Below are 14,814 nucleotides of genomic sequence, written 5' to 3' on the forward strand. Positions count from 1 at the left end.
GCCGCGAGATCGCGGGTTACTGCGTGATCGCCCGCAGGTCGAGCATCTCTTCGACGCTCGGGACCACGATGAGGTCGCAGCGGCGGTTCTTCTGCCGGCCCTCGTCGGTGTCGTTGGTCGCGACCGGATCGGTGTCCGCGAAGCCCGCCGCGCTCCAGTTCGCGACGGGGAGCGCGCCCCCGCCGCCCTTGACGTCGGCCGGGCTGACGAGGAACACGAGCACCTCGCGGGCGCGCATCAGCGACAGGCCCCAGTTGTCGCGGAACTGGCCGCCCGCGAGCGGCTTGTTGTCCGTGTGGCCGGCGACCTGGTAGTCGCGCTGGAGCAGCGACTTGTCGTTCTTCACGACCGTCGCCACCTTGAGGAGGATCTCCTTGCCCTCCTTCTTCAGCGTCTCGCGCCCGGAGTCGAAGAGGACGTCGCCCGGCAGCGAGATGACCATCCGGTTGTTCCGGATGTTCACCGCCAGGCCGAGCTTCGTGAGCTCATCCAGCTTCTTCTTGAGCGTCTCGAACCGCGCCTTGATCGCCTCCAGCTGGCGGGCGCGGGCCTTGAACTCGGCGAGCGCCTTCTCGCGCTCCTCCAGCGTCGAGCTCAGCTGCGACACCTGCGTGCTCGTCGCCTGGAGGTTCTCGTTCAGCTTGCCGATGTCGACCCCGGCCGCCTCGAGCTGCTTCGTCAGCTCCGCGACCTTCGCCTGGGTCGCCTCGAGCTCCTTCTGCGTCTCGGCGAGGCGGCCCTCCGTGGTCTGGTGCTGGCTCTGAAGGCGGTTGTACTTGTCGAGCTGGGCCTTCCACTCCTCCTCGGAGTAGCCGCACCCCAGCGAGGACGACGCGATCACGGCAGGCAGGAAGGCCGCGAAGGCGGTTCTGCGACCTTTCAAGACACGAGGGTGCATGAGCACGCTCCTTCACTCTAGTTGGGGAACATGGGCTGGGGCCGATGGCTCGGCCCGCGCCCGGTTCCAGGTGACAGCGGCCCGTCAGGCCGTGCGGACGCGTACCCTACCGAGGTCGCGCGCGATTGTAAAAGGCCGTATCGAGCCGCCCGACCCCCCGCCTCGCGCGCCTCTCTCCGTCGCCGCGCCCCGTCACCGCGTCCGCCAGGCGCGGCGCGCTGACGCGGCGCGTGTATGCGCCATCGCAACACAGGCGCGCTTGTCCATTGTTCCCGCCTGCGCACCTGCTAATGGGACGGCCCATGGCCTATCGCATCACGCTGATCCCGGGCGACGGCATCGGCCCGGAGGTGGTGACGGCGACTCAGGATGTGGTCTCCGCCGCCGGCGTCGCCGTCGACTGGGAGATCCATCACGCGGGCATCGAGGTCGCGAAGCTGACGGGCTCGCCGCTCCCCCTCCCCGTGATCGACGCCGTGCGGAAGAACCGGATCGCGCTGAAGGGCCCGGTGACGACGCCGATCGGGGGCGGGTTCCGCTCGGTCAACGTCACGCTCCGGCAGACGCTCGACCTCTACGCGAACGTGCGGCCGATCCGCAGCCTGCCGGGCGTCGAGCCGCGGTTCGACGTCGACATGGTCATCGTGCGCGAGAACACCGAGGGGCTCTACGCCGGGCTCGAGCTCATGATCCTGCCCGGCGTGGCCCAGAGCATCAAGCTCACGACCGAGCGGGGCTCGACGCGCATCGCGGAGTTCGCGTTCCGGTACGCGAAGAAGCACGGCCGGAGCAAGGTGACGATCGTCCACAAGGCGAACATCATGAAGATCTCCGACGGCCTCGCGCTCGACTGCGCGCGGCGGGTCGCCGTGGGGCACCCCGAGATCCAGCTCGGCGAGATGATCGTCGACGCGGCGGCCATGACGATGGTCCGCGATCCGAACCGGCTCGGCGTGATCGTGACGGAGAACCTCTACGGCGACATCCTCTCGGACCTCGGGGCCGGCCTGGTCGGCGGGCTCGGGATCGTGCCCGGCGCGAACATCGGCGACGACGCGGCGGTCTTCGAGGCGGTGCACGGGTCGGCGCCGGACATCGCGGGCAAGGGCTACGCGAACCCGACGGCGCTCGTGCAGAGCGCCGTGATGATGCTGCGGCACCTCGGCGAGCACGACGCGGGCGATCGGATCGAGCGGGCGCTGACGACGCTCTACCGGGCCGGCCAGGTGCGCACGCGCGACCTCGGCGGCGCCGCGAGCACGAGCGACTTCACCCGGGCGCTCTGCGCGGAGATCGAAAGGCCTCGCGCGGAGGCCTAGCGGAGGGCATCCTGATCCCGCAGACGTGGGATCCGCCTTCACGTGGCTGCTCGAGTGGTGCGCCGAGCTCGTCGGCGCGACGGACGGGGCTGCAGGCGACGACGCGAGGCGCCGGCGGCGGCTGCTGCTCTTCCTCGCGCTCTCGTCGCTCGTCGCGGCGAGCTACTTCCTCAGCGAGATCTGGGGCGTGAAGGGTCTGCTCCCGGCCGCCCTGTTCTTCGCGCTCGCGGTGAAGGCGACGCGCGCCGTCCTCGACGCGCGCGCGTCGCTGTGGCGCGCCGCCGCGCTCGACCTCGAGGACCCAGCGCAGCGCCCGCGCGCCGGCGCGGATCCGTGGTTCTCGCCCCCGACGGCGAGGGTCCTGCGCGCGCTGGCCGCCGTGATCGACGCCGCGCGCCGCGAGCGCTACGCGGCCGCGCTGGAGCGGCTCCCGTCGGTCGATCGGGCCGCGCTCCGGCCCGACGAGGCGCGGCTGCTCGAAGCGGCCCGCGCGCTGCTCTCGCTGGGCCTCGGCGACCCGGCGCGCGCGGCGCAGCAGGCGATCGTCGCGCTGCCCACGGGGATCGACGCCATCGACGCGCGGCTCGGCCGCGTGGTGATCGCCGACGCGTGGAAGAGCCCCGCGCGGCTCGAGGCGATCGATCGCGCGTGGCGGCAGGAGCTCCAGGGCGGCGTGGCCTCCGAGGCGCTCGAGCGCCTCCTGTCGCTGTCGCGGCTGCGCTTCGCGCCGCACGCGCTGGAGGCGCTCCAGCCCGTCGAGGCGCGCGCGCTGTCGGCCGAGGCCTGGTCGATCGGCGAGGAGGAGCTCGCCGCGGCGCTCGAGTCCCGCGCGCGGAGCGGCGTCTACCGCTGAGCCGGCGGCGCGCGGCGGCGGCTCGCGCGGCTCACGGCGGCGGCTCGCGCGGCACGGCGGGCGCGATCTCGCGCAGCAGGCGGAGGCCGCCGAGCGAGATCTCGACCACCGCGGCGAGCCGCTCCGCCACGAGCTGCTCCGCCGAGGGCCCCGCGGCGCGCGTCTCCGCGACGAAGGCGAAGCAGCGCCGGCCGGAGCCGCCGAAGGCGACCGCGAAGCCGTCGATCGGCGCTCCCGGCGGGGTGTCGGCGACGCCGATCGCCACGACCGTGTCGAACCCCTCCGGCACGTCGATCCGGCGCTCGGCGGCGGTGAGGCCCTCGCCGGGGCGCGGCAGGTCGCGCCAGAGCCGCGCGCGCGCCTCGCACGCCGCGCGGCTCGCGCGGCCGTCCTCGCGCCAGGTGCGCACGAGCAGCGACGTCGACGACGCGGCGTGGGTCGCGACGAGCCAGGGGCCCTCGCCGTCCTCGACGCGGAAGCCGCGCGCGTCGGGCAGGGGGAGCCGGAGATCGAAGCGATCCGAGCGGTATTCGCCGAGCTCGCCGTCGCCGAGCGTCGACGCCGCCTGCGCGGGCGGCGCGGGCCTCGGCGGCCCGGGCGGCGCGGCCGGGGCCTGCGCGCACGCGGGTACCAGGGCGAGCAGCGCGGCGGCCCGCGCGAGGGCGCGGCGCGGCGCGCGCGCCTTCGGCTGCGGCCCGTGCCCCGGCGCTCCGGCGGGCTCGGCGCGCGGCTCCGGCCTCATCGCGTGAGCAGGACGAGCAATGCGCCTGCGCCGCCCTCCGCGTCCGGGGCCGTCGCGAAGGCGGCGACGTGGCGGGCGACGCGGCCGTTGCTGAGCCAGGCGGCGATCTCGCCGCGGAGCACGGCGTGGCCGCCGGGCGAGTGGTTGCCCTTGCCGTGGACGATGGCGACGACGCGGTCGCCGTCACGCTGGCGCTTGCAGACGAACGCCTCGACGGCCTCGCGCGCCGCCTCGAGCCTCAGGCCGTGCAGATCGAGGGTGCCGTCGACGGCGTAGCGGGCGCGGCGGAGCCGCCTGAGCTCGCGCGGATCGACGTCGAGGCGCCGGCCCTCGATGCGCTCGCTGTCGTCCGTGGTCTCGAACTTGATCCCCTCGATGACGAGCGAGCGCATGCGCGAGCGCGCGTCCTCGTCCGGATCGAACGTGATCGTCGGGAGCGCGGCCCGCTCGACGCGGCTGGCGGTGACCGGGATCCGGGTCGCGCGATCCTCGAGCACGCGGACGCCGGCCATGTAGATGGCGAAGGTCTCGGGGTCGACGGGCCGCGGCGCCTGCTCGGCGCTTGCCCGCGCCGCCGCGCCTGCGCCCGGCGGCGTGGGCGATCTCGTCTTGGGCTTCGCCTCGGCCGAGGCCGCCGTCGCCTTGGGCTTCACCTCGGTCGAGGCCGCCGTCGCCTTGGGCGAGGCCGCCGTCGCCTTGGGCTTCGCCTCGGGCGCCGGCTTGGCCTTGTTCAGCTGCCGGAGCGTGGAGAACGGCTGATAGAACGCCTCATTCACCTTGCGCGCCGCCGCCTTCGCGGCTCGCTCCGGGCTGGCCGTCGTTCTCGTGTCTCTCTCGCGCTTCGCGCCCTTCGCCATCCCCCAGAACATCGCTCGCGAGGCCGCGGAGTGCAAACCGGACGGCTTCGATGCCGGCGAGCTGCCCGTCCTCGAAGTGCCAGTCGGGGTCGTCGAGGCCGGGGAAGTCGTGCGGGTTGCGGATGTCCTCGGCCGTGAGCGTGGGGATGAGGCGCCTCGCGAGGTCGATGACCTTGGCCCTCTGCGCTCCCTCCATGTCGGTGAGCAGCGCGAAGATGCGGCGGAAGAGCTCGGCGGGCGAGGGGGCGGCGGGCGGGGCGCCTGGGCGGCCCGCGTCGTGAGAGCGCATCGGGCGCAGCATACGCCATCGGGCCGGGCGCGCCGCGCGCCCCGTCGCGGCGCGGGAGGCCGCGCGCGCGGAGCTCGGGCCCGCCTCCCGCGCGTGGCAGCCCGGGCTGCGGCGAGGGGGAGCGGGCTCCGCCGGCCCCCCGAGCGGCTCGTCAGGCGCGCAGGCGAGGGCGCGCCCTTGGCGACGCCCCCGCCCTACGGTTTCCACTCCGCGCGACGCGAGGAACGGGGATCCACCCGCCCCCGGCGCCGCTCCTGGAGGTCAGCGAGGCTCTCCGAGGCGCAGGATCGGCCCGGGGCGGTCCTCTGCCGGCGTTGCCTCTGATCGCCCGGGGTCATGGGGCTGCCCGTAGGGATGGAAGTCGCCGTACGGCCTGAAGGGTCTGAACGGCCGGAAGTGCCCATACGGCCTGAAGGGCCTGAACGGCCGGAAATGCCCATACGGCCTGTGCGGCCCGAAGGGCCTGAACGGCCGGAAATGCCCATGAGTTGGGACGTCATCCGGGGGAATCCTGGCGCCGGGGAAGTCCGAGCTCGTCGTCTCCTCGACGAGCACGAGATCTTGAATGGGCGTCGTGCTCCCCGCAGCAGCCATCTGCGCGGTGCCGAGCGCCATTCCGGACAGCGCCAGGCCCCCGAGCGCTTTCACCAGCTTCATCACGGAATCCTTTCGCGATGCGAGCGTCTTGCCGGGCGTCATCCCGTGCGGGCTGCGTCCATGGCGATGCAAGCGTGAGGCCCGTTCGAGGCGGACCGCTTGTGCCACGCGCGGCGGCGCGGGTTCCTGATAACCGTGGCTCGGCGCCGCGCGCGCCTCGGACGCCGCGGGGCGTCGCGTGTGCGCGCGCCGGACAGCGACCGGCACCGGCCTGAGCGCGTGCGCGTCGATATCGACGCGACGGTCCCCTTCCCGGCTCAGGGCGTGATCAGGACATTCGACAGTTCATCGACGATCCTGCCGACATCGCCGCCGTCGAGATTGACGAGCACGGTGATAGAAGCATCCTTGTCGACCGCGTAATAAGACGACGACGTGAAGCCCCAGATACCGCCGTCGTGACCGACCTGGACGCCGAGCGGAGACTCCCGGCGCGACAGCCCGAGGCCGTACCCGGTGACCTCGCCGAGGGGCGCGTCGACCCACGCGGTCATCTCTTCGATCTCGGCGGGGCCGAGCAGCGTGCCGTCGAGCACCTTGCGGTAGAAGCGCGTGAGGTCGCCCGTTGTCGAGACCAGCGCGCCCGCCGCGCCGGCCGCGGACGCGTCGATCGCGGAGGTCATCTCGACGAGCTCCCCCCGGCTCCGCCCGTAACCGTGCACGAGGCCGGGCAGGGCCTCCTCGGCGCCGTCGAGGTAGGAGTGCGCGAGCCCCGCCGGCTCGAGGACGCGGGCGCGGAGCAGCTCGCCGATGGGCGCTCCCGAGGCTGCTTCGACGATCAGGCCGGCGATGATGTAGTTCGTGTTGGAGTAGGCGAAGCCGCGCCCCGGCTCGAAATACGGCGGCTTCGACGCCGCGAGCTCGATGAGCTCCGCGGGTGTCCACGCGCGCGTCGGATCGTCGAAGGCCGCGGTCCAGAACTCGTCGAGCGCCGTGTAATCGAAGACGCCGCTCGTGTGGTTCAGGATCTGTCGCACAGAGATCTGCTCTCCGCGGGGGACACCGCCGACGTACGCAGAGACGGTGTCGTCGAGCGACAGCCGGCCTTCTGCGCGGAGCATCAGCGCCAGCGTGGAGACGAAGGTCTTCGTGATGCTCCCTGCGCGGAAGAGATCGCCGGGCTGGATGGCCACGTCGGCCTCGGTGTCCGCGACCCCCGCCGCGCCGAGCCAGCTGCACCCGCCGAGATGCACGGCGGCGGCCGCGCCGGGGAGCCGCTGCGCATCCACGGCCGCGTCGAGCGCGCTCTGGAGCTCGACCGAGAGCTCGTCGCAGCCGGCGCCCGGCGTAGGGTCTGGGCCGCCAGGTCCAGCGGCGGCGCTCCCGACTCCGACGCTCTCACGGTCCTCGTCGTCCGTGGTGGCCACCATGTCGAGCGGAGCGGGCGAGGAGCTCGTGCACCCCGCGAGCAGGACAACGCCAAGACAAGAAGAGAAGAAAGCGGTCGGCCGAAGAACACGGCTCATCAATCGGGTCTCCATGGCTTCCCCGTGAGGTCCATTGCTGCGCTCCGCCGCGCCGCTCCTGAGCTCCAGGGGCGGCCCGCGAAGGACGGGCATCAAGACGCGACGGGTTCGACCGTGTCAACCGGCCCGCAAAGATGCGGGTGCTCTCGCCCACGCAGGACGTCGATAACGCAGCTTATCGCGTGAGTCGGCAGACAGGCCGTTCCCACGAATCACGCAACGGCGAGCGCCCGCAGCAAGGTGATCACGGCGATCGAGTGGCTGATCCGGCCGTCCTGCATCGCCGCCCTCACGTCATCTGCGCTCATCACGACCGCTTCCGTGCTCTCGTGCTCGTCGCCCTCGGGCTCGCCGACCCGCCGCGCGCCGCGCGCCAGGTAGAGGAAGCAGCGGTTCGCCTGGAGCGCAGGATTCGGGTGCACCCACCCGAGCGTCTCGAGCGACTCCACGGCATACCCCGTCTCCTCCAGGAGCTCGCGCGGCGCAGCGGCCGCCGGCTCTTCCCCTGGATCGACGAGGCCGCCAGCCGTCTCGATGGTCACCGCGTCGACCCCGTGCCGGTACTGCCGCACCAGGACGAACTGACCTTCATCCGTGATCGCGGCCACCGAGATCCAGTCGGCGAGCTCCAGCGTGAAGGCGGGATAAGACGCGCCTCCAGCCATGACTTCATGGCGATGGATCGCGAGCGGACCGAACGTACCGGCGAGCGCCGAGGCGTGCCGGCGAGGAATCGTGATACCCATCCCGCCTCACTACTACGGCGTGCCTCTCGCCGCCTTCTCCGGCACCGCTCCTGTCTTCTCCGTCACCGCTCCCACCTTCTCCAGCGTGGTGGTCGCCTTCTCGGGCGGTCCCGCCTTCTCCTGCGTCGTGCTCGCCGTCTCCGGCGGTCCCGCCTTCTCCTGCGTGGTGGTCGCCATCTCGGGCAGTCCCGCCTTCTCCTGCGTCGTGCTCGCCGTCTCCGGCGCCGCGCTCGCCTTGTTCGGCACAGGGCCCGCCATCTTCTCCGGCGCCGCGCTCGCAGTCCTGTCGCGGCGCTCCCGCCGGAGCACCTCCTCCGCGTCCTCGCCGGGCATCCGCTCGGTCGCCCCTCGCCCTTCGTCCTGTGGTGGCGGCCACGCGGTCACATAGCGGGGTGCCTCGCCGGGTCCGGACGCATCAATCCATGAGACGCTCCCCGTCCCTGGCGCGCGCACATCGACGTGCACGAACGAGCTGTTCGGATAGTACCCGCAGCCCGTGTCGGCGAGCGCGCGGCAGGCGGCTGCGAGCTCGTCGTTCCGCACCCCGGCGATGCGCAGGTCGAGCGCCCGTCCCGTCTGGTGCAGGCTACCCTGGCTCTGCGGCCGATACCCGCTCACGAGCGACACGAGCCGGCCCGGGTACCGCCGCGCCAGCGCGTCGATGCGGGAGAGCAGCCCGGGATCGAGCAGCCGTACGCCGGGCGCGATCTCCCCTCCCTGCACCCAGCTCGCCCTGCTCCCGGCGGCTCGCGGCGCATCGCCGGCGCGCCGCCCCTTGCGGCTCGCCGCTTCCGGCCTCCGCGCGGGCGCCCCCTCGTCGGACAGGATCGGCCGCGGCGTGCCCCAGGGGCGCGCAAGCAAGGAGAGGGCGCGCCGGGCCTCCTCGCGCGGCTTCCCTTTGCAGTCGACCAGCTCGAGGCGCTCGGGCTCCAGCCCGCTGCGATCCATCGAGAGCACCGGTCCGTGGCACGGCTTCGGAGGCGCCTCCCGCTCCATCCCTTTCTTCGCCCCGCGCCGCTTGCTCTCGGCCGTGCGCGCCGCCCGCCTCTTCTCCTTCTTCCTCTCGCCGCCCGCCTTCTTCTTGGCGACCGCGTTTTTCCCGCCACCCGCCTTCGCCGAGCCGCCCGCGTTTTCCTCCGCGTCTGCAGCCGCGTGCGGCGCCTTGCTGCGGGTACGGGCCCTCCCCCTCCGGTCCCCCGCCCCGTTCGTCTTCTCGTCACCGCTCGCCGCCGAGGCGCTCGTCACGCGGCGATCGGGCGAGCTCTCCCGCGTCTTCGTTCGCTGCGTTTGCTCCGCGCCTGCGGGGCTCGCCGGCGCACGGCCCCGACGGGTCTGCTCGCTCTCCTCTTCCCTCGATTCCCCGGACCTCTCGGCAGCGGCGTGCGCCCCGGGCAGCGGCTCCGCGCAGACGGGCCCCGCCAGGATCGCCGGCACCGCGATGCTCACCAGCACCGAGAGCGCGGCCGCGCGAGCACGCTTCAGGCGCGCACGCGGCTCCCCCCTGCGCACAGCTCCCCCTGCGTCCCGCGGCGCCGCGCCTTCACTGCTCACGGATCGAAGGCTCATCATGGAAAGCTCCAGTCGGTTCGGGTGCGAGTGCCATCCGCCAAGGAGCGGATCTCCCAGACACGGCGTCGCCGCCCGTCCGCAGGATGTGGGATTGGGAAGGGCAGTCAGCGGTCCGCTTCTTGAATCGACCTGGGACGAGACCGGCAACCTCGAAACAGCGTCTCCGAGACGCCCCTCGCGGAAGCTCGCAAGCTCGGAAGGGAGACTCGGAAGGCAAGCTCGGAAGGGACCGAACCTGAGGGCAGGAATGGCATGAAGTGCGGAGGGCAGCCCAATTTTCTGCGGCGCTGACCAAAGGCTGTGGTAGGAACCCAGCTGCCTCGCGACTGCGGTCGGGTCGTGAGCGCGGCTCCGGGGTGCATGGGGGCAGAGCCCCTCGTCACGCGGTCCGCGGTCGGGTATCGCCCGGCGCACCACGCACTGCGGCGTGGCCCTACCCTCACGATCAACGCAGCCAGCGTGATCAGCGCGGAGATAGGCGTCGCGTCCCTTGCGCAACATCGTCCGGGCCATCGCGGATCGCGGGGGAAGCGCCCGGCCCAACACGCACCAGCCTCATTCACCACAACATCGATGCAAGCGGGGCGCCACACGCGGGATGCGGAAGCCGAACCCGGTGGCGCGTCCATGATCGCTCCGAGGTCACCAGGGGCACGACATGCGCCGAATTCGTAGAGACGCAACCAAGGTCTGGCACAATCCCGAGCTCCACACGGCCTATGGCCGTGGTCAGCCGAACAGCGCGGGGCTGCCGCGTCCGACGCAGACCGGCGAGGACCGGCGGGCAGCCAAGCAACACCGCGCCGCGCTCGAGGCGCTGTTCTCTCCGCGCAAGGAGCCGGAGGCAGAGGACAGCAAGGGCGGGCGCGTCAAGTCCGGACGCGACGCCGCGTCCAAGGCGCCGGGGCGCATCGTCCTCGCGCCGCCTCCGCAGAGCGACCCGAAGGCCGTCGAGCGCCAGCGGCTCCTGTCGAAGCTGCTCTGCGCGTCGGGCCGGCCCAACATCTCCAAGGCCGCGAACGAGTTCCTCCGCGCCGGCCACGCCTTCCCCGCCGAGCAGGACGTGTACCTGCAGCTGCTCGAGCACAGCGACGAGCAGCGCATCCAGGAGGCGATCGACGAGCTCGCGGGCATCCTCGTCGGCGAGCTGCCGAAGCGGCGCGCCGTGCTCGAGTCGCGGCTCCGCCGCATCGAGGAGTTCGCGGAGGAGCCCGCGACGCGCGAGGCCGCCGAGCGGCTGCGCCGCCAGGTGAGCGGCAGGCCCGAGGCCCCGGCCGCGGACGGCGCGGCCCGGCGCAGCGCGGGAGGGGACGTCTCCGAAGCGAGCGGCGAGGCGGAATGACGCGCGCGGAATTCGAGGCCGAGCTCCGCAAGCTGATCCAGGCGTTCGAGACGGGCACCGGCAACGAGCGGTGCGTCGCGTGCGTCTCGTGCGAGCGCTGCGTCGACTGCACGTTCTGCCGCAACTCGAAGGCGCTGCAGCGGTGCCACTACTGCGTCGACACCCAGCGCTCCTCGGACAGCACGCACTGCCGCGGCTGCCGCGATCTCATCGCGTGCAGCCACTGCGTCGCGTCCGAGCGGTGCACGCAGTCGTCGTACCTCGTGCGCTCGGTCGACTGCACCGGCTGCACCTACTGCTTCGGCTGCGTGGGCCTCGTGCGGAAGGACTTCCACATCCTCAACCAGCCGTACGATCGCGGCACCTACTTCAAGCTCACGGCCAAGCTGATGCGCGAGCTCGGGCTGAGCACCGGCACCGGGGCGGAGCCCGCCGCCGCGCCGAGTCGAAGCGCGGCCGCGCAGCGCTAGCGATGCGCGCGGTCGTTCAACGCGCGCTCGGCGCGCGCGTCGAGGTCGGAGGCCAGGTGGTCGGCGCGATCGAGCGCGGCCTCGTGGCCTTCGTCGGCGCCGCGAAGGACGATGACGACGCCGACGCCGACCACGTCGCGAGCAAGATCGCGGGCCTCCGCGTGTTCAGCGACGACGCCGGCAAGATGTCGCGGGCGCTCGCGGACGTGCGCGGCGGCGGCGTGCTCGCGATCAGCCAGTTCACGCTCTTCGGGGACGTCCGGCGCGGCCTGAGGCCGAGCTTCGACGGCGCCATGGAGCCCGTGCGCGCCGAGGCGCTGTACGATCGCTTCGTCGCCGCCTTGCGGGCCCGCGGCCTCACGGTGGCCACGGGCCGCTTCCGCGCCGACATGCGCGTGTTCGTCGAGAACGACGGCCCGGTCACCATCCTCATCGATTCGAAGCGGACGTTCTGACGGCTCTGCCGCGAGCGGCGGCGACGGCCACCCCCTTTTCCCCGAGCGCCACGCAGGCTACGGGGGAGCCATGCGGGTCACCATCGTGGGCGCGGGGGCGCTCGGGCGGATCTACGGCGTGCGCCTCGCCACCCAGGGAGACGACGTCACGTTCGTGGTCCGGCCCGAGCGCGCCGGCGACGTACGGCCCTTCGTGGTCGAGCAGGTGAACGGCGCCGATCGACGCGACACGCTCGATCGCCCGCGCCTCGCGGCCGAGATCCCGGCCGACGCGGACGTCGTCCTGATCACCGTGCGCTTCGATCAGCTCGTCCCGCGCGCTGACCTCGGCGGCGCCGCGCAGCGCGCGGCGGGCGGCAGCTCGGTGGCGGAGCTGCTCCGCGGCGGCCCGGACGCGCCCGCCGTGGTGCTCACGCCGCTCCTGCCCAGGCAGCGCGCCGACCTCGAGGAGGCCGCCCAGCGCCGCATCACCCCCGCGATGCCGGGCGTCTCGGGCTACCTCGACGAGCGCGGCGTGGTCCGCGCCTGGATCACCGAGCTCGCGCCCACGCTCATCGACGAAGAGGGAGGCGCCCCCGCGGAGCGACCGCCGCTCGAGGAGCTCGCGCGCCGCCTCACGAGCGCCGGTGTCCCGGCGCGGCTCGAGCCCGACGTGGGCGCGCAGAACGTGTCCACCACGACCGCGTTCTTCCCGCTGATCGTTGCCATCGACGCGGGCGGCGGGGTGAGCGCCCTGCTCGAGAACGACGGCGTGCTCCGCACCGTGAGCGAGGCCACAAGGGAGTCCGTGGCGCTCGCGGACCGGCTGGGCAAGGTGGCCCCGTGGACGAAGCTCCTCCTCCGGTTCATCGGGCCGCTCACGTTGAAGCCGGGCATCGCGCTCGTGCGCCTGCTGGCCCCGGAGTTCTTGCGGTTCCTCGACGTGCATTTCGGCCCCAAGCTCCACGCGCAGCACCTCGCGATGGGCGCCACCGTCCTCGAGATGGGCCGAGAGCGCGGCGTGAGCATGCCGGCGCTCGAGCGGCTGCTCGCGCACCTCGGCGGCCGTCCACGAGCGCGCTGAGCCGCGGCTTCCCTGCGCGCGCCGACGTGCCGTGGCGCCGGCGTGTCGCTGCGTCAGCGCGCGCGCGCGGCCGCGAGCTGCGCCGCGAGCACGATCGCCTCGCGCATGCCGCGCGGGTCGGCGCGCCCCGTTCCCGCGAGATCGTACGCGGTGCCATGGTCGACGCTCGTGCGCACGATCGGCAGGCCGAGCGTGACGTTCACGGCCTCGCCGAAGCCCAGGAGCTTGCTCGGGATCGTCGCCTGGTCGTGGTACATGGCGACGACCCCGTCGAGCGCGCCGCGCGCCGCGAGCCGGAACGCCGTCTCCGCGCCGACGGGCCCGGTCAGCTCCGCCGCCGGGCCCGAGCGCGAAAGCCGCCGCGCCGCGAGGCGGATCCCCGGCGTGATCCGCACCTGCTCTTCGTCGCCGAGGAGCCCGCCTTCGCCTGCGTGCGGGTTGAGCGCGGCGACGGCCACGCGCGGCCTCTCGCGGCCGAGATCGCCGAGCAGCCGCGCGAGCCACACCGCGGCGCGCGCCACCTCGCGCGGGCTCACCGCGTCCGGCACCTCGCGCAGCGGCACGTGGGTCGTCACGAGGGCGGTCACGAGCTTGCCCGAGGCGAAGGCCATCGTGACCTCGCGCGCGCGGAGCCGCCGGCCCAGGTGCTCGGTGTGCCCGAGGAAGTCCGCGGACCCCGGCGCGCCGCTCGTGGCGATCGCGTGCTTCGACGCGGGCCCCGTGACCAGCGCCGCCGCGACGCCTTCGCGGACCAGATCCGTCGCCGCGTCGATCCACGCGAGCTGCGCCGCGCCGTCCTCGGCCTCGGGTCGACCGAACGCGCTCGGCCGCGAGAGCCGCGCGCTGCCCGCCCAGAGCCCGATCGTGCCGGGCGCGAGCTCCTCGACGGCGGCGCGCCCATCGACGACGACGAGCCGGCGGGCCGCGACCCGGACGAGCTTCGCTGCCCGCCGGATGATCGCCTCATCGCCGACGAGCACGCAGCGCGCGCCCTCGACGGACGCCGCGCCGGCCACGGCCACCTCGGGGCCCACCCCGCTGGGGCACCCGACGCTGATCGCGACGATCGGCGGCCCGGCGGGGCGCGAGCGACCACCGCCGCGCGCCGCACCGGCGGCGGTCGCTCGCGCGCCGCCGCGGCGAACCGGCGACGTCATCGGGTGATGCGCCGCTCGCGCCCGGACGGCGTGGCGTCGTTCGCCGAGGGCGCCGCTGGCCGCTTGCCTTGCGCGGCCTCCTCCTCGTCGCCCTCGTCCTCGTCGCCCTCGTCCTCGCTGTCCTCGTCCTCGTCGCGCAGCTCCCCGCGCTCGTCGCCCTGGGCCTCCTCGCCGGCCCCGCTCCGCTGGAGCCCCCTGCTCGCATCGCCGCCCTCGGGACCACCGGCGCCGGGGATCGGCGACTCGAGGCGGTACCCGGCGCCGCGCAGCGTGACGAGCGGCAGCGCCGCGCCGAGCTTCGCCCTGAGACGCCTCACGTGGATGTCGACGGTCCGCGCGCCGCCCTCGTACTGGCTGCCCCAGACACGGCGAAGAAGCTCCGTCCGCGACACAACTTTTCCGCGGCGCTCGCACACGTACGAGAGCAGCGCGAACTCCTTCGCGGTGAGCGGCACGTGCATGCCGCCGACCGAGACGTCGTGGGCCGCGCGATCGATGACGATCGCGCCCACCTTCACCCGCTCCTCGGTCGCGAACTCGCTGCGGCGCCACTCGACGAGGCGCACGCGCGCGTAGAGCTCGGCGGGCACATACGGCACGAGCAGGAAGTCGTCGAAGCCGCTGGACGGCTCGATCCGCGCGATCTGCGCGACGCTCACGGCGACAAGCGCGCCGACCTCCTCGAGGCGCGGCTCGCGGCGCAGCGCGCGCAGCGCCGCGGCGGCCAGGTCCGGCCTGTCGAGCGCCTCGACGACGATCGCCCGCGCCTTGCTCTCGTCGTCGTGGAAGAGCCGCGGTGGATCATCCCAGAGATCCAGGGTCCGCACGTCAGCGCCCAGCGAGCGCAAGACCGATGCGGCACCCTCGTCGCGCTCCAGATCCGGTCCGTGTCCAACGATGGCTATGAACGAGCGACGCGCCATGAACGCCC

General features: G+C 73.4%; 16 protein-coding genes. 6 read left to right on the forward strand and 10 right to left on the reverse strand.

The genetic code is table 11. From position 1 onward, the window contains the following. Positions 1-16 precede the first annotated feature (16 nt). Complete coding sequence (locus tag WME97_RS34155; RefSeq protein WP_437543799.1) at positions 17-898, reverse strand: OmpA family protein; 882 nt, start codon at positions 896-898, stop codon at positions 17-19. 302 nt (positions 899-1,200) lie between these two features. Here WME97_RS34155 and WME97_RS34160 point away from each other — a divergent pair, with 302 nt between their 5' ends. Both WME97_RS34160 and WME97_RS34165 read left to right on the forward strand, forming a co-directional pair. Further along, on the forward strand, positions 1,201-2,217 hold the full coding sequence (locus WME97_RS34160; protein WP_437543801.1) for an isocitrate/isopropylmalate dehydrogenase family protein: 1,017 nt from the start codon (positions 1,201-1,203) through the stop codon (positions 2,215-2,217). A 25-nt stretch (positions 2,218-2,242) separates the two neighbouring features. Further along, positions 2,243-3,070, forward strand: a complete 828-nt coding sequence (locus WME97_RS34165) for a hypothetical protein (protein ID WP_437543803.1) — start codon at positions 2,243-2,245, stop codon at positions 3,068-3,070. Positions 3,071-3,101: 31 nt separating this feature from the next. Here the strand turns inward: WME97_RS34165 and WME97_RS34170 are convergent, their stop codons facing one another. From WME97_RS34170 to WME97_RS34200, 7 genes are all read right to left on the reverse strand, one after another. Then, a complete protein-coding gene (locus WME97_RS34170) occupies positions 3,102-3,812 on the reverse strand; it encodes a hypothetical protein (RefSeq protein ID WP_437543805.1) in 711 nt (236 codons plus the stop codon). Then, positions 3,809-4,588 (reverse strand): Smr/MutS family protein, encoded by a 780-nt coding sequence (locus WME97_RS34175; RefSeq protein WP_437543807.1) that lies wholly within the window; start codon positions 4,586-4,588, stop codon positions 3,809-3,811. The genes WME97_RS34170 and WME97_RS34175 overlap by 4 nt, the downstream gene beginning before the upstream one ends. After that, positions 4,581-4,958, reverse strand: a complete 378-nt coding sequence (locus tag WME97_RS34180) for a hypothetical protein (protein ID WP_437543808.1) — start codon at positions 4,956-4,958, stop codon at positions 4,581-4,583. Before WME97_RS34180 ends, WME97_RS34175 begins: the two co-directional genes overlap by 8 nt. Positions 4,959-5,219: 261 nt before the next feature. Beyond that, positions 5,220-5,615: a hypothetical protein gene (locus tag WME97_RS34185; protein ID WP_437543810.1), complete on the reverse strand. Its 396-nt coding sequence runs from the start codon at positions 5,613-5,615 to the stop codon at positions 5,220-5,222. A gap of 257 nt (positions 5,616-5,872) precedes the next feature. Then, on the reverse strand, positions 5,873-7,081 hold the full coding sequence (locus WME97_RS34190) for a serine hydrolase domain-containing protein (RefSeq protein WP_437543811.1): 1,209 nt from the start codon (positions 7,079-7,081) through the stop codon (positions 5,873-5,875). A 212-nt stretch (positions 7,082-7,293) separates the two neighbouring features. Further along, positions 7,294-7,827, reverse strand: a complete 534-nt coding sequence (locus WME97_RS34195) for an NUDIX hydrolase (RefSeq protein WP_437543812.1) — start codon at positions 7,825-7,827, stop codon at positions 7,294-7,296. Positions 7,828-7,839: 12 nt separating this feature from the next. After that, on the reverse strand, positions 7,840-9,396 hold the full coding sequence (locus WME97_RS34200) for a YcbK family protein (protein WP_437543814.1): 1,557 nt from the start codon (positions 9,394-9,396) through the stop codon (positions 7,840-7,842). A 658-nt stretch (positions 9,397-10,054) separates the two neighbouring features. Here WME97_RS34200 and WME97_RS34205 point away from each other — a divergent pair. From WME97_RS34205 to WME97_RS34220, 4 genes are all read left to right on the forward strand, one after another. Continuing rightward, on the forward strand, positions 10,055-10,738 hold the full coding sequence (locus WME97_RS34205; RefSeq protein ID WP_437543816.1) for a hypothetical protein: 684 nt from the start codon (positions 10,055-10,057) through the stop codon (positions 10,736-10,738). Continuing rightward, entirely contained in the window at positions 10,735-11,208 is a 474-nt protein-coding gene (locus WME97_RS34210; RefSeq protein WP_437543818.1) for a hypothetical protein, read from the forward strand. Before WME97_RS34205 ends, WME97_RS34210 begins: the two co-directional genes overlap by 4 nt. A 2-nt stretch (positions 11,209-11,210) precedes the next feature. Beyond that, positions 11,211-11,663 (forward strand): D-aminoacyl-tRNA deacylase, encoded by a 453-nt coding sequence (dtd, locus tag WME97_RS34215; RefSeq protein WP_012239060.1) that lies wholly within the window; start codon positions 11,211-11,213, stop codon positions 11,661-11,663. A 70-nt stretch (positions 11,664-11,733) separates the two neighbouring features. After that, positions 11,734-12,726 carry a ketopantoate reductase family protein gene (locus tag WME97_RS34220; protein ID WP_437543820.1) on the forward strand — a complete coding sequence of 331 codons (993 nt, stop codon included), beginning with the start codon at positions 11,734-11,736 and terminating at the stop codon, positions 12,724-12,726. Between the two features lie 53 nt (positions 12,727-12,779). Here the strand turns inward: WME97_RS34220 and pdxA are convergent, their stop codons facing one another. Together pdxA and WME97_RS34230 are read right to left on the reverse strand one after the other, a co-directional pair. Next, positions 12,780-13,883 carry a 4-hydroxythreonine-4-phosphate dehydrogenase PdxA gene (pdxA, locus tag WME97_RS34225; protein WP_437543822.1) on the reverse strand — a complete coding sequence of 368 codons (1,104 nt, stop codon included), beginning with the start codon at positions 13,881-13,883 and terminating at the stop codon, positions 12,780-12,782. Then, complete coding sequence (locus WME97_RS34230) at positions 13,880-14,710, reverse strand: winged helix-turn-helix domain-containing protein (RefSeq protein ID WP_437543824.1); 831 nt, start codon at positions 14,708-14,710, stop codon at positions 13,880-13,882. The genes pdxA and WME97_RS34230 overlap by 4 nt, the downstream gene beginning before the upstream one ends. Between the last annotated feature and the right edge of the window lie 104 nt (positions 14,711-14,814).

Origin of the sequence: Sorangium sp. So ce367, from assembly GCF_051520455.1 — a bacterium.
Lineage (GTDB): Bacteria > Myxococcota_A > Polyangia > Polyangiales > Polyangiaceae > Sorangium > Sorangium cellulosum_B.